Origin of the sequence: Enterobacter cloacae subsp. cloacae ATCC 13047 (genome assembly GCF_000025565.1) — a bacterium.
Lineage (GTDB): Bacteria > Pseudomonadota > Gammaproteobacteria > Enterobacterales > Enterobacteriaceae > Enterobacter > Enterobacter cloacae.
The window spans coordinates 1,846,095-1,863,730 of sequence record NC_014121.1 but is presented as its reverse complement, the minus strand read 5'-3'; the positions used below and the strand labels follow the sequence as shown (position 1 = coordinate 1,863,730).

The window sequence follows — 17,636 nt, the reverse complement described above, 5'->3', positions numbered from 1 at the left end:
TAACAATTATAATTTATTACTCTTTCAGCGGAGTGATTTAGCATGTGACAACTCTCCGCAAAGGAAAGTTCAACAGGTAATTAAATAAAAACAACCGCAAAGGAATACCATAATGCAAAGAAAAGTACTGGCCCTGATGATTCCGGCTCTGTTAATGGCTGGCGCTGCGCATGCAGCAGAGATTTATAATAAGGATGGCAATAAATTAGATCTGTACGGAAAAGTAGATGGTTTGCACTACTTCTCTGATGACACATCTAAAGACGGCGATCAGACCTATATGCGTTTGGGTTTCAAGGGCGAAACCCAGATCAACGACATGATGACCGGCTACGCACAGTGGGAATACAACATTCAGGCAAATAACACCGAAGGGTCTGACAACCAGTCCTGGACACGTCTGGCCTTCGCCGGTGTGAAAGTGGGTGACTACGGTTCCTTTGACTACGGCCGTAACTATGGCGTTCTGTACGACGTGGAAGGCTGGACCGATATGCTGCCAGAGTTCGGCGGCGACTCTTACACCTATGCTGATAACTTTATGACCGGTCGTGCCAATGGCGTAGCAACCTACCGCAACACCGATTTCTATGGCCTGGTGCCGGGTCTGAACTTTGCTCTGCAGTATCAGGGTAATAACGAAGATGCCAGCAATAACCAGGAAGGGACCAATAATGGTCGCGACACGCGTCATGAGAACGGTGACGGCTTCGGTATTTCTACCACCTATGATTTCGGTATGGGAATTTCAGCGGGGGCGGCCTATACCTCTTCTGACCGTACCAACGATCAGGTGAGAAATACCACCGCGGGCGGGGATAAAGCGGATGCCTGGACCGCGGGTCTGAAATATGACGCCAACAATATCTATCTGGCGGCCATGTATTCTGAAACCCGCAATATGACCCCTTACGGCGACAACGAAAGCGCCGTGGCGAATAAAACCCAGAACTTCGAAGTAACCGCACAATACCAGTTCGATTTTGGTCTGCGTCCGGCAATTTCCTACCTGCAGTCGAAAGGTAAAGACCTGGGCAACGGTCAGGGCGATCAGGACCTGGTTAAATATGCCGACGTAGGCGCAACCTATTACTTCAACAAAAACATGTCCACCTATGTGGACTATAAAATCAATCTGCTGGATGAAGATGACAGCTTCTACAAAAACAACGGTATCGGTACCGATGATGTCGTTGCATTAGGCCTGGTTTACCAGTTCTGATGATCAGAGCCCGCAGCATCATGCGGGCTCACCTTTTTTGAGGTTAGTCGCACAACAGCACGCTATCGCGAGATTGTTGAGGATAAGTTGAAAGACTGCGGGTTAGACTGCGCAGATATCCCCCTCATCATTAAGGATAACTGTGTTGTTTGGTCGTGTATCCCTTGCCCTACTGGCTCTTTTAGCGTGTTTGTGGATGGCGTTAATTTTCGATTTCCGCGATATTGTTGGGCACCTCGGCACGCTCTTAAATCATCTCGACAGGCATTAACAGTGAGCCTTTGAAAACAAAAAGCCACCAGCAGTGCCGGTGGCCGTGATACCCTTCGTGAATGCTATTTTTTCACGGGCTGAGGCTTTTTATCTCCTGATTCAGGCGCCTCACGTGGGTCGTCTTTTTCAACACTAAGCATAATGTCTCCTCTTTAAGATACCCACTTCCCACTATAGTCAGCGTTAGCACAATGTGGCCAGGCGGCTAGGACGCTTGTGTTGGCGCGCGTTTGCGAAAAGAGAGATAGCCAAAGACCCCACTTTCGCCATCCGCAGGATGGTTAACCCCATCCATCACCGTCACTTCCGGGAAATCGAACGGAGCGACATTTTCAAAACAGGCGACATTTACACCGTATTCATTGGGATTAGAACGCCGCTGATGGAAGGTATAAATCCCGCAGACCGAGCAGAAGAAATGACGGGCTGTACCGGTATTAAAGCGGTACTCCGTAAGTTTATCCTCGCCTTTGGTGACGGTTATACCGGTTAACGGTGCAGAGACCACAACCGCCCCTCTCATCCGACAAAAAGAACAGCTACAGCGACGGGCGGTATTTAACCCATCGGTTAACGCAACGGTGAATGCCCCTGCACCACAGTGGCATCGGGCATGACGGATTTCTGCCATCGTTTACACCCCTTTTCTTACCAGTTCAGCGGCCTTGACGAACACCTCATCCTCTACGCCGTCACCCTTTTGCCTGCCGAGTCTTAGCAGTTCATCAACAATGCTGTTACGATCGATCGGTTTCTGTGCCGAAACAAGCCCGATAACGGCAGCACCAATCGCCAGCCCAACTAACCCGGTTTGTTCATCTTTGTTCTTCATGTTCATGCTCCTGATACCACAAACAAGCGTAGCAGGATTTTAAAAACGCGGTGTCAGACCGTATTTCGGCGATTTGATATTTGCGGCCCAAATCTTGATATCGTTTTGCAGGAGAAGGGTGAAATCTGAATTCAGATGCGTCACCAGGGCATTGACGCTGTTTGCATCGACCACTGAAAAATGTTCAATTCTGTTCGACCCAACCTGAACACAGTAATAGCTGGCGGGCAGTACTTTACCATTCACATTAAGCGGCAGCGTATTTTTTCCGCATTGCCCTTCGGTGATGTATGAAACCACCAGATTAGCGGATTTTTTCCCGGGCTGAGATACACTCACCATTACCGGAAAACCTTCCGACGTCTGCGTCATGTCATAAAGAACGGCATTTTTTATATACCAGGTATTATATTCCCGCTCCTGAAACGTCGACCAGCCAGGCGCTGAATAAAACATCAGCGCTGCCAGCATAATACATTTTATTTTCATGAGATGCTGTCGTCCGTGTTGTTGCACGTATTATTCAGAACGGACAAAAAACAGCAACCCACCAGGATTTGGCCTACTACTATTGGCAGTAATGATGCTCAATAGCGAACAGCAAAATGATACAGCGCCACCGTGGCTAAGATGCTCACGACCACAGACATCAAAAACCAGGTTTTGAACGGCTGCTTTTGCGTTTTATGGCGAAAGATCTGTTGGCCCATAATAGCGCCGGGCCACCCGCCCACAACGCCGAAGACCAGTAAGGTTACTTCCGGTATCCTGCGCATTCCTTTTCGTGCTGCCATTTTATCGGCGCCGTAAATAACCATTGTCAGCGCGTTGATGAGCAGGAACCATATGGCTACGGGCCAGGCGGAAAAGAAACTGCCGATAGCAGTACAGAGTAGCAGGAAAAAACAAAATTTATTCAATGCGTTAGGTCCATTCACAGGATATGTAAGCGTATTCAGAGAAGGCATTATACGGTATCTTGCGCATGAATCAGGTTTGGGTGACATTACGGGATACCCCGCTTTTGCAAGCGGGGTAAAAAGCGTGAATGTGACTTAACTGTTTGACGCACCGAATTGCATTTTGTGAAGCTGTGCGTACACCCCATTGTGAGTCACCAATTCCGCATGGCTTCCGCGTTCAACGATAACGCCATCTTCAACAACAATGATTTCGTCAGCTTTTTCGATAGTCGACAGACGATGCGCAATCACCAGTGATGTACGGTTCTTTTGCAGTTCCTCGAGCGCAGACTGTATAGCGCGTTCCGATTCCGTATCCAGGGCTGACGTTGCTTCATCAAGGATGAGTATTGGACTGTCCCGCAACAGTGCGCGTGCAATAGCGATACGTTGCCGTTGCCCACCAGAAAGCAGTACCCCGTTTTCACCGATGATGGTATCAAGACCGTTATCCATCTTGTTGATAAAGTCCATCGCATTTGCCATACGCGCGGCATTTTCGATCTGGTCACGGGTGTACTGCTCCGTACGACCGTAGGCGATGTTGTTGGCAACCGTGTCGTTGAACAGGTGGACATTTTGCGACACGAGCGCCACCTGGTTACGAAGCGACTGAAGGGTATATTCTCGCAGGTCGTGGCCGTCCAGCAGAATTTCACCTTCATCAATATCATAAAATCGCGTCATCAGGCTGGCGATGGTTGATTTACCCGAGCCGGAACGTCCGACAAGGGCAACGGTCTTACCGGCAGGTATGTTCAGGCTGATATTGCGTAGCGCTGGGGCCTCACGTCCCGGATAGGTAAACTTCACATTGCGAAATGCAACGTCCGCTTTTGCGCGTTCAAGTACGCGCTGACCTTCATCTTTTTCCTGTTCGGAATCAAGAATAGTGAACAGCGTCTGGCAAGCGGCCATCCCGCGCTGGAACTGTGCGTTCACATTGGTCAGGGATTTAAGAGGCCGCATCAATGCAATCATCGATGTGAAAACGACGCTAATCGTTCCCGCCGTCAGGGTCGCCATAACACTCGGGAAGCTGGCAGCATAAAGAACAAACGCAAGTGCCAGGGAAGCAATAAGCTGAATAACAGGATCGGAGATTGACGATGCGGACATCATTTTCATTCCCTGCAAACGCATCTTATTGCTGACCTTATCAAAGCGTTTTGTTTCAACGTCCTGACCGCCGAAAATCAATACTTCTTTATGGCCTTTAAGCATCTGTTCAGCACTCGCCGTGACCTGCCCCATCGTATTCTGCATGCTTTTACTGATAGTGCGAAAGCGTTTGGACACCATACGAATAGTCACGGATATAACAGGTGCCAGTACAATCAGGATGATTGAGAGCTGCCAGCTATAGTAGAACATCATGGCGAACAAGCCGATGATTGACGCGCCCTCACGGATGACCGTTATCAGCGTACCTGATGACGAAGATGCGACCTGTTCGGAATCATAGGTAATATGCGACAGCAACGTCCCGGTTGACTGTTTGTCAAAAAACGACACAGGCATGCCCATCAAATGGCGGAACAATTTCCGGCGCACATCCATCACCACTTTGCCCGAGACCCAGGAGACACAATAGCTGGAGATAAAACTGGTAATACCGCGTAGCGTCATTAATCCGATAACCACAACCGGCATCCATAACATGACAGAGCGGTCCATTTTGCCCACGCCATCATCCATTAACGGCTTTAGCAAAGACAGCATAAAAGGATCGCAGGCGGCATTTATCATTAATGCTAATGCCGCAACCAATAGTCCTTTCTTAAAAGGCGATATTATAGGCCAAAGACGGCGAAACGTGAGCCAGGTGGAAAGGTCTTTGTCAGTTTGCATACGGGAGCCTTAATAATGAGAGCCGTTGAGCATAACGTACAGTTTTAAAGGAACCACTGCACAACGGTATTAAGGGTATGTTGTGTTACTTCAACGAATATCTAACCACTCGCGAAAAATATTTTTTTGCCCTGTTCTGTTCATTATGTTTATTTTATTTTTAACTTTATTTCACCCTGTTATCCAACCATCCGTTAACATATCCCAACCCACAAAGAAATGAATAAAACAGAAGCAGATAAATCTTAATGTTTACTGATTGCAGCTTCTTTCACCGCATATAAATTTTCGCTTTGTGCATGTTGAACATTTGTTATAGTTACGACTAAAAGTAGCCACACTGTATATACGTGCTCCAGTTAAAAGACTGACAATCAGTAGCATTTTCAACCTGACGCACGTGAAACACTTCTCCTGCCGTATCTTTTATGCATGCTTCCTTCATTGATGTAAAAAGATGAAGATATAAGACACAACCCGCCAGGAAGCACCCAACTAAAAGACATACTTTTAAAACAGCCATCACCGTTTCCCTCCTGCTTTGTACGGGGAAAACAGCTTAATAGCCTGAAGATGAATAGACTCTCAACACAGTGCAGTTTAAGTGGCTATTCGTGCAGGTCACGTTAAAGCTACGTATCAGCATGCAGGACCCCATCGTGAGGTCCCGGGTTGTTCTCTACTACTTATGAAATCGCTGCGCTATGCAGCCTGAAGATGATAAGCAGAAATCAATAACGCCTGGTCGTGGTGACCGGTGCTCTGTCTGTCCAGTCGGGACGTTCACCAGCCATGATCGCCCGTTGCTGAGACGGTGTTACAGATTGCGTTATATCAGGCATTGGCTTATAAACCGGTTTTTCCGGAGGAGTGATAACCACATCAGAACTACACCCTGAGCACAATAAAATCATAAAACCAAAAGAACTTAACTTAAACACTTTCACCCCTTCCAGTGGGATATCATCTTAAGGGAATCGTTCGCCAGTGATTGTCTAATCCGAGCCGCCAGCACGTCAGTAAAGTCGCATGCGAGCTTCACATTCCCATACGCTGAAACGCAAGATAATAAGCAGCGATACAAGTTAAATCAATAGTGATGCGAATGAAGAGCAACGGAAATAGTCATAAAGGATTACATCTATAAAAAATAGGGGTTTCAAATAGAAGCATAAGATTAAACGCCACATATACGGGTACGCTGTGGCCGTTTATTGCTCTTTTTTGCTTAAAATGGAAATTCCCTTTCGTTGACGAAGCGTTGCAATTCACTGTTGTTAAATAATGCTGTATTAAAACGATTGTAACTATAAAGTTAATTAGAGGTTAATATGAAGGGTGGTATTTTTGCATTTTTGGCATTAGGTGTCGCGTTAGCAATAACAGGGTGCTCAAGTGATTATGTTATATCGACCAAAGATGGACATATGATGACCACACATGGAAAACCAGAGCGAGATAAAGACACCGGTTTAATTTCATACAAAGATGCAGATGGCAGCATTCATCAGATTCATCAATCGGATGTGAAAGAGATTGTAGAGAAGTAGCCGCCTGATCTGTTCTTCCGTTTTACTGGCTCCGCCATTTAACTGAGCGGAGCTTGCCTGCCCTTACCCACCTTATGTTATCTGTTTTGACGACCACGTCTCGCTGATGGCGAACAGAAAGCCGATTACGCTTTACCGCAAGTCGGCACAAGATCCTTCATCGCTGTAAAACGTGCTGGTATTCGCCGCCGGAATCCGTACCATACGCGACATACTTTTGCCCGCTGGCATTGACTGCCGGCGTTAACCCATCTTTCATAGCCAGACAGTTGCGGCATAGAATGCGTGGAAAATGAATGGCGAACAGGTGCTGATGCTTAACGATTAGCCGGCACGCTGAAAACTTTTGCCCCTGCTGGCTCCGAAGGTAGCAATAAATGCAAGACAATCAATCAAATACAAAGAAAGAACAATACAACCTCAACAAGCTGCAGAAGCGGCTGCGCCGTAATGTGGGCGAAGCCATTGCAGACTTCAATATGATTGAAGAAGGCGACCGCATCATGGTTTGCCTGTCAGGGGGTAAAGACAGCTACACCATGCTGGAGATCCTGCGTAATCTTCAGCAGAGCGCGCCGGTGAAATTCTCCCTGGTGGCCGTAAACCTTGACCAGAAACAGCCGGGTTTCCCTGAGCATATCCTGCCGGAATATCTCGATAAGCTGGGTGTTGAGTACAAAATCGTCGAAGAAAACACCTACGGTATCGTAAAAGAGAAGATCCCGGAGGGCAAAACCACCTGCTCTCTCTGCTCTCGTCTGCGTCGTGGCATTCTGTACCGGACCGCGACGGAGCTGGGCGCAACCAAAATTGCGCTGGGTCATCACCGCGACGATATCCTGCAAACGCTGTTCCTGAACATGTTCTACGGCGGGAAGATGAAAGGCATGCCGCCTAAGCTGATGAGCGATGACGGCAAACACATTGTCATCCGCCCTCTCGCCTATTGCCGCGAGAAGGACATTGAACGCTTCTCCCAGGCGAAAGCTTTCCCGATTATTCCATGCAACCTGTGTGGCTCTCAGCCGAACCTGCAGCGCCAGGTCATTGGTGACATGCTGCGTGACTGGGATAAACGTTATCCAGGGCGCATCGAAACCATGTTCAGCGCAATGCAGAACGTGGTGCCTTCTCACCTTGCGGATGTTGAGCTGTTCGACTTCAAAGGCATCAACCATGATTCAGAAGTGGTGAATGGCGGCGATCTGGCGTTTGATCGGGAAGAGATCCCCATGCAGCCTGCAGGCTGGCAGCCGGAAGAGGATGATAATCAGTTTGACGAGCTGCGCCTGAACGTACTTGAAGTGAAATAATCCTGTCGCGTCTTAGAGTCCGTCTGAGACGCGTTTTTTCTGCCGCTTATTTCAGCAATCTGACCCGGCAGGTTTTGCCTTTAATTTTCCCGTTTTGCAGCTGCTTCCATGCCTTATGCGCAACCGCCTGGCGGATTGCCACATATACGTGTGCCGGATGAACGGTAATCTTGCCGATATCGGCGCCATCCAGTCCCATGTCACCTGTCAGCGCGCCTAATACGTCGCCTGGACGCATCTTGGCTTTTTTGCCGCCATCAATGCACAGCGTCGCCATTTCGGCTTCGAGTGGCACAACGCGAACGTTCCCCGGAGTGTTCACCCAGTTAAGCTTTATCTGCAGCATTTCAGACAAGATATTGGCACGCTGCGCCTCTTCCGGCGCGCAGAAGCTAATGGCCAGCCCGCTGTTTCCGGCACGTGCGGTACGCCCAATGCGGTGAACGTGTACTTCTGGATCCCAGGCCAGCTCGTAGTTAACAACCAGCTCCAGCGATTTAATGTCCAGCCCGCGTGCGGCGACATCGGTTGCAACCAGCACACGGGCGCTGCCGTTCGCGAAGCGAACCAGCGTCTGGTCACGATCGCGCTGTTCCAGATCGCCATGCAATGACAGCGCGCTTTGCCCGGCGGCATTCAGGGCATCACACACCGCCTGGCAATCTTTTTTGGTATTACAAAACACCACGCAGGAGGCGGGCTGGTGCTGGCTCAGCAATTTCTGCAGAAGCGGGATTTTGCCCTGCTGCGAGGTTTCAAAGAACTGCTGCTCGATGGCAGGCAGCGCATCCACGCTGTCGATTTCAATCGTCAGCGGATTTTTTTGTACACGACCGCTGATTGCAGCGATGGCGTCAGGCCAGGTCGCAGAGAATAACAATGTCTGACGATCTTCCGGCGCGAAGCGGATCACCTCGTCGATCGCGTCGCTGAAGCCCATGTCCAGCATACGGTCTGCTTCATCCATCACCAGCGTTTGCAGGGCATCCAGTGAAACGGTGCTTTTTTGCAGATGATCCAGCAGACGGCCAGGTGTCGCGACAATAATATGAGGCGCATGCTGGAGAGAATCACGCTGCGCCCCGAACGGCTGTCCGCCGCAGAGGGTTAAGATCTTGGTGTTGGGCAGGAAACGCGCCAGACGACGCAACTCACCCGCGACCTGGTCGGCCAGTTCGCGAGTCGGGCACAGAACCAGAGACTGGGTCTGGAGCAGAGTGGCATCAATATGCTGTAACAGTCCAAGACCGAACGCTGCCGTTTTCCCACTGCCGGTTTTTGCCTGTACGCGAACATCGCGCCCCTCAAGAATGGCGGGTAATGCGGCCGCCTGAACAGGCGTCATCGTGAGGTATCCCAACTCGTTGAGGTTATCGAGTTGGGCGGCAGGCAGAACATTCAGGGTAGAAAAAGCGGTCACAATAGTCTCTCGTGGTCATCTTTGCGGTCAGATGGCGCGTATCCTCGCAGATCTCGGGGTTCGATGCGACAATTTAATCGGTTCTTCATCGGGCGGCGGGTCGGGCATAGGCTGCGGACGCGGAATGGGATCGGGCATGGGCGTTGGGTCGGTCGGGACCGGATCGGACTGCCGTGAATGCAGCCGTTGCAGCGCGAGTAGATGGTTCATCTTTCCCTCCAGTTTTATGGATTGACCCTTTTAGGGTAGACCCTGAGAAACGGGAGGCAAAAAAAAGCCGACTATTAAAGTCGGCGTCGTACGAATCAATTGTGCTATGCAGTAATTCAAAAAAGGAAGTAAGACAATATGGAGCGCAACGCCCATCGCTTGACGTTGCATTCACCTGCGGGAGTAATAATGCACCTTACACGGTTTCTGTTTATTGACTTTGCTCAATTAAAAGAGCGTTTTGATCCGCGCAAAAGGTGGAAAAAGCGTAAATTTACAACCATTTACTACGATGCAACCACCATGCAACACCGCCAATCAAAGCAGCTAACATGACGCAAAACGCGGTAAAGCCGTAGCGATAAGCACCACCGGGAATGCCGCCCAGGTTTACGCCAAACAGACCGGTCAGAAAGGTACTGGGTAAAAAGACCATTGCCATCAGCGACATCGTGTAGGTTCTTCTGGCCAGCGACTCCTGCATCACCTGTGCTATCTCATCGGCCATTACTGCGGTTCTGGCAATACAGGAATCAATTTCATCCAGCCCGCGCCCCAGCCTGTCAGCAATGTCCTGTATTCTGCGGCGCTGGTCATCATTCATCCAGCTGAGACGCTCGCTGGCCAGACGGGCATATACATCACGTTGTGGCGTCATGTAGCGACGCATCACAATCAGTTGCTTGCGCAGTAACGCCAGGAAACCGCGCGGCGGTATCTGCTGGTCGAGCAGGTTATCTTCCAGATCGATAATTTTATCGTGCAACTCTTCGATAAACTCGCTCGCGTGATCGGTAAGCGCATCGCAGACATCCACCAGCCAGCTGCCGCAGTCGGTCGGCCCGGTGCCCTCTTTCAGATCGTTTACCACGTCATCCAGCGCCAGCACTTTACGCTGGCGAGTGGAAACAATAAGCCCATCATCCATATAGACGCGCATCGCCACCAGCTGATCGGGACGTTCATCCGTGCTGCCGTTAATACAGCGAAGCGTGATCAACGTACCGTCCCCCATCCGGCTCACGCGTGGCCGCAGGCTTTCCCCTGCCAGCGCATCACGCACGTTGTTTGGCAGTAAAGGGGTGGATGCCAGCCATTCAGCGCTATCCGGATGGGTATAGTTCAGGTGTAACCAGCAGGGATGCGCGTGATCGATCACGTCGTTGTCTTCCAGCGGCCGGGCACCGCCTTTACCGTCAAACACCCACGCAAACACTGCGTCAGGAACGTTCAGTTCAGACCCTTTTATGCTCTCCACAACGCCTCCGCTTTTAGCTTTTCGTTGTCAGTCTAGCTTTCGGCAGAGGTTACGCAACCACTATGTTCCGCATGGCGCTGAAATCGCTCGGGAATTGTACGGATAACGGCGGTGTCCCTTCAGGCGGAATGTCCTTGTCGCTGCGGGAACGCCAGCGGAACAACCGGTGCAGTTAACGAACTATCAGCCGCGTATCCCCCGTCAAGCCGGAAATTGCGTGTCCGTGACTGCAGTTCGATAACCTGATTGCGCAGCACGTCAGAGGATCCGTTAAGTTCCTCCGCCATCGCCACATTGCTTTGCGTGACCCTTTCCAGCTCTGATAATGCCAGCGTAATCTGTGAAATTCCCTTCTCCTGCTCGGATGTGGAACTGGAAATTTCATCCATCAGACGGCTGACATTGCCGGAGCCAGCCACAATCTCACGCATGTTTTTTTCCGCTTCTGACACTACCGTCACGCCCTGTGTAACGTTATTGCTGGTGACTTCAATCAGCGTTTTGATGTTCTTCGCCGCTTCCGCGCTGCGGTGTGCCAGATTTCGCACCTCCTCCGCGACCACAGAGAAGCCTTTTCCGTGGTCTCCCGCCCTTGCCGCCTCAACGGCCGCGTTAAGCGCAAGGATATTGGTCTGGAAAGCAATGCCGTCGATCATCGAAATGATTTCCGTCATTTGCTGTGCGCATTCGGTGATCGATTGCATATTGTGAGCAACCTGCCCCATCAGCTCGCCCCCCTTACGCGCCTGAAGCGTTGCCTGATTGGCCTGTTCACTGGCGAGTCGGGTGTTATCAGCATTGTTTTTGGTGCTCGCAGCCATCTGCTCCATGCTGGCTGCAGTTTGCACCAGCGAAGCCGATTGCTGCTCCGTTTTCACTGATAGCTGCGCGCTGCGTGCGGAGAGTTGATCCGATAAGGTCATGGCGGTTTGTGACGACGCCCTGATTTCCCGGACCAGCGTTGCAATATTGCCCGAAAGGCTGTTAATCCCGGGAATTAAACGCCCTGCGCAGTTGTTGCCAAACTCGGGGATTGTCACGCCAAGATTCCCTGCCGTGACTTCTTCAATACTTTTTTTCACAGTATTGATCGGTGTCACAAGATATTGGGTCATGTAAATCCAGAGTAAAAAAAGAGCAATCACATTTATTACATTGAGCGTTATTAAGAGCGACGATGCGCCGGTAAATAGAAAGACGACAGCTGCGTTTAGCAAAAAAAGAGACAAAAGGAAATAGACAATGAAGGTTCTGACACTAATATTTTTTAGCATGATTATTCCCACAACTTAATATTTTGGTCGGCATTAAGGTTTATAGCATCCGTACTGGCGTTTGTCCTCACGAATAGCGGTGCTTTGTTGTTTCGCAGTTAGCAACCTGCAATTTAACTTAAGTGAGATAAAAAAAGCGTATTGTGGGAAATATTGTGCCATGGATACTGTGATACTGGTCTGACACGAACTTAAGCGATACCATCACCTGCGGCTAAATGGGTTAATCACCACCCTATTTTAGAGACTTTGTTGCAATTAACTGCCCTTGTTTAGCTGTGCTTAACAAGTTAGAACTGAGAATATATTTTATATTGCTTACAGTTTTGCGTTTTAATAGTGCGGGCCGTTTTACGTACCCTATAACTAATATTGTTTGAACTCGCCTGCACGCAGCCAGATAAAGATCTGTCCCGGTTGGCGAAATCAGTAACCCCTTTGGCGTGGGATTGCATAATGCTCAATGTATCGTGGGACCCAGTGTTAATAGCCATCTCTTATCTTGTGGCCTTTATCGCCTCGTTTGTGGCCCTGGAGAATGCCGGGAAAATCCCGCTTTCCAGCGGGAAGGCCGCTCTGTTCTGGCGTTTTGCCGGAGGGCTTACGCTGGGCGTCGGGATCTGGTCGATGCATTTCATTGGTATGTTAGCGATGAAAATTCCCATGATCATGAGCTACAACTTCTGGTTAACCCTCGCCTCAATGGGCGTCGCGGTGGTGGCGTCTATGCTGGCAATGAATATTGCCGTGACGGGCGCTCGCCTTTCGCCCTTCAGACTGCTTCTCTCTACCTTAATTCTGAGCGCAGGCGTGGTATCAATGCACTATATCGGTATGGCCGCACTGATGCTGGACAGCCCCATCATCTGGGATCACCCCATCATCGGTTTATCCGTATTGATTGCCGTAATGGCCTCCGGTGCCGCGCTCTGGTTGGCCTTTCACCTGCGGCATCAGCGAAAAGGGATCTTTATCAATCGCATTCTCGCCGCTTTAGTTCTGGGCGCTGCCATCTGTGCCATGCACTACACTGGCATGCGGGCCGCTCAGTTCAGTGATATGGCTCATACCCTACCCGGCGGTATCAGCGAACTGGGATTATCGATAGGGGTGTCGGTCACCACGCTGTGCCTGCTCGGCATGATGTTGATTATCTCACTCATTGATTCCCACTGGCGTACCAACCGGCTCACGGACAACCTTCAGGCGCTCAATCGACAGCTTGAACTACAGGCACGGTTTGATGCCCTTACCGGCCTTGCTAATCGCCACCAGATGGACCTGCGCATGCAGGATTGCCTGCGCAGCGCGTTGCTTAGCAATAAACAATTTGCCGTGATCTTCCTCGACGTTGATCACTTTAAACAGGTTAATGACACCTGGGGACATAACGTCGGGGATGAGTTGTTAATCACCATTGCGCAGCGCATCACGGCGAGGCTTACCCGTGAGATGACCCTGGCAAGATTGGGGGGCGATGCTTTTATTCTGCTGGTTCCAGAATGTGATGACGACAAACTCCAGTCCCTCCTCTCAACGCTACTCGATGATGTGCGCCGCCCGCTTTCCGTATGCGGGCATACGCTGAGTACAACGCTCAGCGCAGGCGTCAGTCGTTATCCGCAGGATGGCGAAACGCTGCATGAGTTAAAGCTAAAAGCAGATGCGGCAATGCAGTACGTTAAAAAGCAAGGCCAAAACGACTGGGCGGTCTACCGGACAGAGATGTCGACGGCGATCCCGGCTAACCCCGGTTTTTTGCAGGAACTCACGCAGGCGCTTGAGCGCGATCAGTTTGAGCTGTGGTATCAACCCACCTGGCACGCTGAAGAGAGAACTATCCACGGCTTTGAAGCGCTTCTTCGCTGGCGACATCCCGAACAAGGCGTGCTACTGCCGAATCTGTTTTTACCTTCGCTTGAACAGACGGGATTAATTATTCCTGTAGGTAACTGGGCGATTGAGGCCGCATGCCGTCAGCTGCATTTCTGGACTGAACAAGGTTTTGCCCACTGGACGTTGTCTTTTAACTTATCCCCTGTTCAGTTTGAACAGCCGGATATCTTTCAGACCGTATCGTCTCTGTTGCAGAAATATAATCTTTCTCCTTCCCGGCTCATCCTTGAGGTCACGGAGAGCACTGCCCTTAAAAATCTCGACCGCAGTATCGAATTACTGAGTGCATTCAACCAGGCCGGGATCACCGTCTCTATTGATGATTTTGGCACCGGTTATTCTAATCTGCTTATGCTCAGCGTGCTTCCGGCAAAAGAGCTCAAAATCGACAAAAGCTTTGTGACGTCAATGCTGGAAAATGAGAAAAGCCGCAAGCTGGTGGAGACCATTATTAATATTGCCCGGACCATGGAGATGTATGTTGTTGCCGAAGGGATCGAAACAGAAGAGCAACGAGCGGTGTTAACAGAGCTCGGGTGTGATTATTTGCAGGGTTTTCTGTTCTCCAGACCTTTGCCTGCCGAACAGATCCCGTGGCTACTGCTGCAGATTAATTCACAGAAACAGATTATACCAATTGGTAAAATTCATTCGGAATCCGCTTTTGTTTCACAAAAAAATCATGCTACACAGGGTTAACTGGAGTATGGTTCAGAGGAGTCCACGCGAGTCGATTCCGTCGTGATCGTCAGGCATATTGTGCCGATGTACAGGAATTCCTTATGTCGCAAAATTATTTTGATGCGCTGAATGTCATTAAAACCCCCGTGTGGCTGATCTCCCCCGTTTCTGGCCATATTATTTTTGCGAATACGGCCGCGGTTCAGGTGATGGGGGATAAAACGGTGGATGATCTGCGAAAAGGCGCTTTCTCAGCCAATGCGCAAGACGTGCTGTCGATGTATATCCCTGAGTTGAAAACGGACCAGGAGATTGTCGAGATCTGGACAGTCTGGCGCGACGGGCATGAAACCGCGTTGAGCTGTCGTCTTTCGCTGACCCACCATGCGCCGTACGGCGACATTATCGTTTTTGAAGGGATTTCACATCCGGCACCGACCGGGCTTAAAGCGAGCCGCTCCGCTACTTACCAGCGAAAAAAGCAAGGATTCTATGCTCGCTTTTTTCTGACAAACAGCGCCCCGATGTTGCTGATCGACCCTGCTCGCGACGGCCAAATTGTTGATGCCAATCTCGCCGCGCTTAACTTTTATGGCTACTCGCACGAGGAGATGTGCAGCAAGCATACCTGGGAGATCAACACTCTGGGGCGCGATGTGATCCCAGTGATGAGCGAAATCGCCGCTCTGCCGGGTGGGCATAAGCCACTCAACTTTGTGCACCGCCTTGCCGATGGATCAACCCGCCATGTTCAGACCTATGCCGGACCAATTGAGATCTACGGGGATAAACTGATGTTGTGCATTATCCATGACATCACCGAGCAAAAAAGGCTGGAGCTTGAGCTGGAACATGCCGCGTTACAGGATGCCATGACGGGCCTGCTCAACCGGCGACAGTTCTATATTATCGCTGAGCAAATGAATCTCACGCACCTGCCTCTACAGCAGCAATTCAGTTTACTGCTGGTGGATACCGATCACTTTAAGAATATCAACGACGTTTTTGGTCATCTGAAGGGGGATGAAGTGCTCATCGCACTTTCACGTACCCTGGAGGCCTGTAGCCGAAAAGAGGATTTCGTGTTCCGCTGGGGAGGCGAGGAGTTTGTCATTCTGCTGCCACGCACCTCTCTCGATACTGCATTACAAATCGCCGAAACGATCCGGGCAGCGGTTGCCCGCATCTCGATCCCCGGCCTGCCGCGATTTACGGTCAGCATTGGCGTGGCGCGGCACAACCAGGATGAGAGTATCGACGATCTCTTTAAACGGGTAGATGACGCGCTTTATCGCGCCAAGAATGATGGCCGTAATAAAGTCCTGGCGGCATGAAACTGGTGTATCGGATAAAGCCCCGCTACAATGCCCATCTTGATGAAAAAGACTATGGGTGGGTATCGTCTGCAATGGGAAGAACAGAAATAATCCTCACCATAATTATTTTAATGCTTATTATTTTCGGATTCTGGTTTATCTTCAGCGGCGAGATCTGGTTAGTGGCGGAATATATTGAAAACAGCATTTACCCCACTTTCGACGCGCTGTAACGCACGTTTAATCCGTTGTTTCACCTACCGAAATTATCAGGTATCGGCCAACTCAACAGGCGCGTAAGATATGCGCCGTTATCCTCCATTATGTTGGTAACGAATTGCTAAATCACTTGCTTATTTTGCCCGTGCTCTGACGGGCTTTTTTATTTCCGACATTTGCGCTACACCAGGCTATATCTAAAACGTCGTTATCCATAAAAGTGAGAAAATGATGAGCAAGAAAATCCTGATGCTGGTGGGCGATTACGCCGAAGATTACGAAACCATGGTCCCATTTCAGGCCTTACAGATGATTGGCCATCAGGTTGACGCCGTCTGCCCGGATAAAGCGAAGGGTGACTATGTCATGACCGCTATCCATGATTTCGACGGTGCTCAGACCTATAGCGAAAAACCGGGTCACCGTTTTATCCTCAATGCCGATTTTTCCGCCGTTAACGAGCAGGACTATGACGCCCTGCTGATCCCTGGCGGCAGAGCGCCTGAATACCTGCGGTTAAATGATGACGTACTGAAGCTGGTGCAGGCATTTGATGACGCGCACAAACCGATTGCGGCCGTGTGCCATGGCCCACAGTTGCTGGCCGCCGCCGGGATCTTAAAAGGACGAACCTGTAGCGCCTACCCGGCCTGTGCGCCTGAAGTGCGACTCAGCGGCGGCGAGTATGCCGATATCGGTATCGATCAGGCTCACGTTGATGGTAACCTGGTCACCGCGCCGGCCTGGCCTGCGCATCCGCAGTGGCTGGCGAAATTTGCGAAGTTGTTGGAATAGGCCTGCAAGGCAACCTGCTCTTTACATACGCTCTTCAAGCCAGACGATCGACCGCAACAAAAAAGCGTTCTTCCGTCAAAAGAGCGCGTTCTTTAATGCTCTGAAACTCGCGCCGGATAAACCAGCCCGCTTCCGGCGCCATGCTCAGATAAAACACCTCACGAAAGCCCGGAGCTTCAACACGCATTCTTACACAACCCGTTTCTCCTGCACGGAAGAGCTGTTCTGGCACGATACTGACACTACGCTCGCCATTCTGCAGAAGGATAGTCGCTATCTCATAGCGGCAAATTCCGCTGCTCAGGCTATAACCTAATGTGCTCAGATCGTGAAGATACTGACGTGATAACGTGACTTCAATGCTGGTGCCCGCAAACCACTCAATGATTTGCTGCGCCAGCCCCTCTAACCGCTCGCAGAATTCAACGATTTCAGCCTCAACTGAGGTGTTACCTGACGTTATGTTCTTGCTACTCTGTTGCACTTTTTTAAAGAAACGTTCTCTGGCTGACACGTTGTTGCCTCTGTTCTCTTCACACGGTTAAACCAGGATCAGCGCCCCCT

At 50.2% G+C, this 17,636-nt stretch carries 18 protein-coding genes and 1 pseudogene; 8 read left to right on the top strand and 11 right to left on the bottom strand.

What is annotated here, in order from left to right:
* Positions 1–112: 112 nt before the first annotated feature.
* Positions 113–1,222 (top strand): porin OmpC, encoded by a 1,110-nt coding sequence (gene ompC / locus ECL_RS09055; RefSeq protein WP_013096462.1) that lies wholly within the window; start codon positions 113–115, stop codon positions 1,220–1,222.
* A gap of 335 nt (positions 1,223–1,557) precedes the next feature.
* Here the strand turns inward: ompC and ECL_RS27720 are convergent, their stop codons facing one another.
* From ECL_RS27720 to msbA, 6 genes are all read right to left on the bottom strand, one after another.
* A complete protein-coding gene (locus ECL_RS27720; protein ID WP_223232805.1) occupies positions 1,558–1,635 on the bottom strand; it encodes a hypothetical protein in 78 nt (25 codons plus the stop codon).
* 65 nt (positions 1,636–1,700) lie between these two features.
* Complete coding sequence (locus ECL_RS09050; RefSeq protein WP_044158456.1) at positions 1,701–2,126, bottom strand: GFA family protein; 426 nt, start codon at positions 2,124–2,126, stop codon at positions 1,701–1,703.
* 3 nt (positions 2,127–2,129) lie between these two features.
* Positions 2,130–2,327 carry a hypothetical protein gene (locus ECL_RS09045; protein ID WP_013096459.1) on the bottom strand — a complete coding sequence of 66 codons (198 nt, stop codon included), beginning with the start codon at positions 2,325–2,327 and terminating at the stop codon, positions 2,130–2,132.
* Positions 2,328–2,366: 39 nt separating this feature from the next.
* Positions 2,367–2,816: a hypothetical protein gene (locus ECL_RS09040; protein WP_013096458.1), complete on the bottom strand. Its 450-nt coding sequence runs from the start codon at positions 2,814–2,816 to the stop codon at positions 2,367–2,369.
* Between the two features lie 98 nt (positions 2,817–2,914).
* Positions 2,915–3,295: a DUF1294 domain-containing protein gene (locus ECL_RS09035; protein ID WP_044158460.1), complete on the bottom strand. Its 381-nt coding sequence runs from the start codon at positions 3,293–3,295 to the stop codon at positions 2,915–2,917.
* 87 nt (positions 3,296–3,382) lie between these two features.
* Complete coding sequence (msbA, locus tag ECL_RS09030) at positions 3,383–5,140, bottom strand: lipid A ABC transporter ATP-binding protein/permease MsbA (protein ID WP_044158462.1); 1,758 nt, start codon at positions 5,138–5,140, stop codon at positions 3,383–3,385.
* A 1,331-nt stretch (positions 5,141–6,471) separates the two neighbouring features.
* Between msbA and ECL_RS09025 the strand changes: the two genes are divergently transcribed.
* The 3 genes and pseudogenes from ECL_RS09025 (at position 6,472) to ttcA (ending at position 8,003) form a co-directional block, all read left to right on the top strand.
* A complete protein-coding gene (locus ECL_RS09025) occupies positions 6,472–6,690 on the top strand; it encodes a YgdI/YgdR family lipoprotein (protein WP_032618552.1) in 219 nt (72 codons plus the stop codon).
* Between the two features lie 93 nt (positions 6,691–6,783).
* Positions 6,784–7,018: pseudogene (locus ECL_RS27715) on the top strand (site-specific integrase); the annotation flags it as partial.
* A gap of 49 nt (positions 7,019–7,067) precedes the next feature.
* Positions 7,068–8,003, top strand: coding sequence for a tRNA 2-thiocytidine(32) synthetase TtcA (gene ttcA / locus ECL_RS09020; protein WP_013096454.1), 936 nt, complete (start codon positions 7,068–7,070; stop codon positions 8,001–8,003).
* A 46-nt stretch (positions 8,004–8,049) separates the two neighbouring features.
* Here ttcA and dbpA read toward each other — a convergent pair whose 3' ends face one another.
* From dbpA to ECL_RS09005, 4 genes are all read right to left on the bottom strand, one after another.
* A complete protein-coding gene (gene dbpA / locus ECL_RS09015; protein ID WP_013096453.1) occupies positions 8,050–9,423 on the bottom strand; it encodes an ATP-dependent RNA helicase DbpA in 1,374 nt (457 codons plus the stop codon).
* 27 nt (positions 9,424–9,450) lie between these two features.
* A complete protein-coding gene (gene ynaL, locus ECL_RS27850) occupies positions 9,451–9,633 on the bottom strand; it encodes a proline-rich small protein YnaL (protein ID WP_071830099.1) in 183 nt (60 codons plus the stop codon).
* A 274-nt stretch (positions 9,634–9,907) separates the two neighbouring features.
* Positions 9,908–10,891 (bottom strand): zinc transporter ZntB, encoded by a 984-nt coding sequence (gene zntB / locus ECL_RS09010; RefSeq protein WP_013096452.1) that lies wholly within the window; start codon positions 10,889–10,891, stop codon positions 9,908–9,910.
* A gap of 119 nt (positions 10,892–11,010) precedes the next feature.
* The gene (locus tag ECL_RS09005) at positions 11,011–12,165 is read right to left on the bottom strand and encodes a methyl-accepting chemotaxis protein (RefSeq protein ID WP_065242442.1); all 1,155 of its coding nucleotides are present in this window, start codon (positions 12,163–12,165) and stop codon (positions 11,011–11,013) included.
* Positions 12,166–12,621: 456 nt separating this feature from the next.
* Between ECL_RS09005 and ECL_RS09000 the strand changes: the two genes are divergently transcribed.
* The 4 genes from ECL_RS09000 (at position 12,622) to ECL_RS08985 (ending at position 17,072) form a co-directional block, all read left to right on the top strand.
* Entirely contained in the window at positions 12,622–14,760 is a 2,139-nt protein-coding gene (locus tag ECL_RS09000) for a putative bifunctional diguanylate cyclase/phosphodiesterase (RefSeq protein WP_044158464.1), read from the top strand.
* 83 nt (positions 14,761–14,843) lie between these two features.
* Positions 14,844–16,076 (top strand): sensor domain-containing diguanylate cyclase, encoded by a 1,233-nt coding sequence (locus ECL_RS08995; protein ID WP_013096449.1) that lies wholly within the window; start codon positions 14,844–14,846, stop codon positions 16,074–16,076.
* The gene (locus tag ECL_RS27980; protein WP_020689199.1) at positions 16,073–16,291 is read left to right on the top strand and encodes an Ecr family regulatory small membrane protein; all 219 of its coding nucleotides are present in this window, start codon (positions 16,073–16,075) and stop codon (positions 16,289–16,291) included. Before ECL_RS08995 ends, ECL_RS27980 begins: the two co-directional genes overlap by 4 nt.
* A gap of 217 nt (positions 16,292–16,508) precedes the next feature.
* Positions 16,509–17,072: a DJ-1/PfpI family protein gene (locus ECL_RS08985; protein WP_013096447.1), complete on the top strand. Its 564-nt coding sequence runs from the start codon at positions 16,509–16,511 to the stop codon at positions 17,070–17,072.
* A gap of 34 nt (positions 17,073–17,106) precedes the next feature.
* On the opposite strand, the gene ECL_RS08980 is transcribed toward ECL_RS08985, so the two are convergent.
* Entirely contained in the window at positions 17,107–17,586 is a 480-nt protein-coding gene (locus ECL_RS08980) for a hypothetical protein (protein WP_013096446.1), read from the bottom strand.
* Positions 17,587–17,636: the final 50 nt, after the last annotated feature.

What these genes read in the sequence shown, in the direction of transcription:
- msbA (WP_044158462.1), bottom strand. Translation starts at nt 5,140, where the DNA reads ATGCAAACTGACAAAGACCTTTCCACCTGGCTCACGTTTCGCCGTCTT.
- ECL_RS09000 (WP_044158464.1), top strand. Translation starts at nt 12,622, where the DNA reads ATGCTCAATGTATCGTGGGACCCAGTGTTAATAGCCATCTCTTATCTT.
- ECL_RS09040 (WP_013096458.1), bottom strand. Translation starts at nt 2,816, where the DNA reads ATGAAAATAAAATGTATTATGCTGGCAGCGCTGATGTTTTATTCAGCG.
- ECL_RS27980 (WP_020689199.1), top strand. Translation starts at nt 16,073, where the DNA reads ATGAAACTGGTGTATCGGATAAAGCCCCGCTACAATGCCCATCTTGAT.
- ECL_RS09045 (WP_013096459.1), bottom strand. Translation starts at nt 2,327, where the DNA reads ATGAAGAACAAAGATGAACAAACCGGGTTAGTTGGGCTGGCGATTGGT.
- ompC (WP_013096462.1), top strand. Translation starts at nt 113, where the DNA reads ATGCAAAGAAAAGTACTGGCCCTGATGATTCCGGCTCTGTTAATGGCT.
- ECL_RS09025 (WP_032618552.1), top strand. Translation starts at nt 6,472, where the DNA reads ATGAAGGGTGGTATTTTTGCATTTTTGGCATTAGGTGTCGCGTTAGCA.
- ECL_RS08985 (WP_013096447.1), top strand. Translation starts at nt 16,509, where the DNA reads ATGAGCAAGAAAATCCTGATGCTGGTGGGCGATTACGCCGAAGATTAC.
- ttcA (WP_013096454.1), top strand. Translation starts at nt 7,068, where the DNA reads ATGCAAGACAATCAATCAAATACAAAGAAAGAACAATACAACCTCAAC.
- ECL_RS09005 (WP_065242442.1), bottom strand. Translation starts at nt 12,165, where the DNA reads ATGCTAAAAAATATTAGTGTCAGAACCTTCATTGTCTATTTCCTTTTG.
- ECL_RS09035 (WP_044158460.1), bottom strand. Translation starts at nt 3,295, where the DNA reads ATGCCTTCTCTGAATACGCTTACATATCCTGTGAATGGACCTAACGCA.
- ECL_RS27720 (WP_223232805.1), bottom strand. Translation starts at nt 1,635, where the DNA reads ATGCTTAGTGTTGAAAAAGACGACCCACGTGAGGCGCCTGAATCAGGA.
- ECL_RS08995 (WP_013096449.1), top strand. Translation starts at nt 14,844, where the DNA reads ATGTCGCAAAATTATTTTGATGCGCTGAATGTCATTAAAACCCCCGTG.
- ECL_RS09050 (WP_044158456.1), bottom strand. Translation starts at nt 2,126, where the DNA reads ATGGCAGAAATCCGTCATGCCCGATGCCACTGTGGTGCAGGGGCATTC.
- ynaL (WP_071830099.1), bottom strand. Translation starts at nt 9,633, where the DNA reads ATGAACCATCTACTCGCGCTGCAACGGCTGCATTCACGGCAGTCCGAT.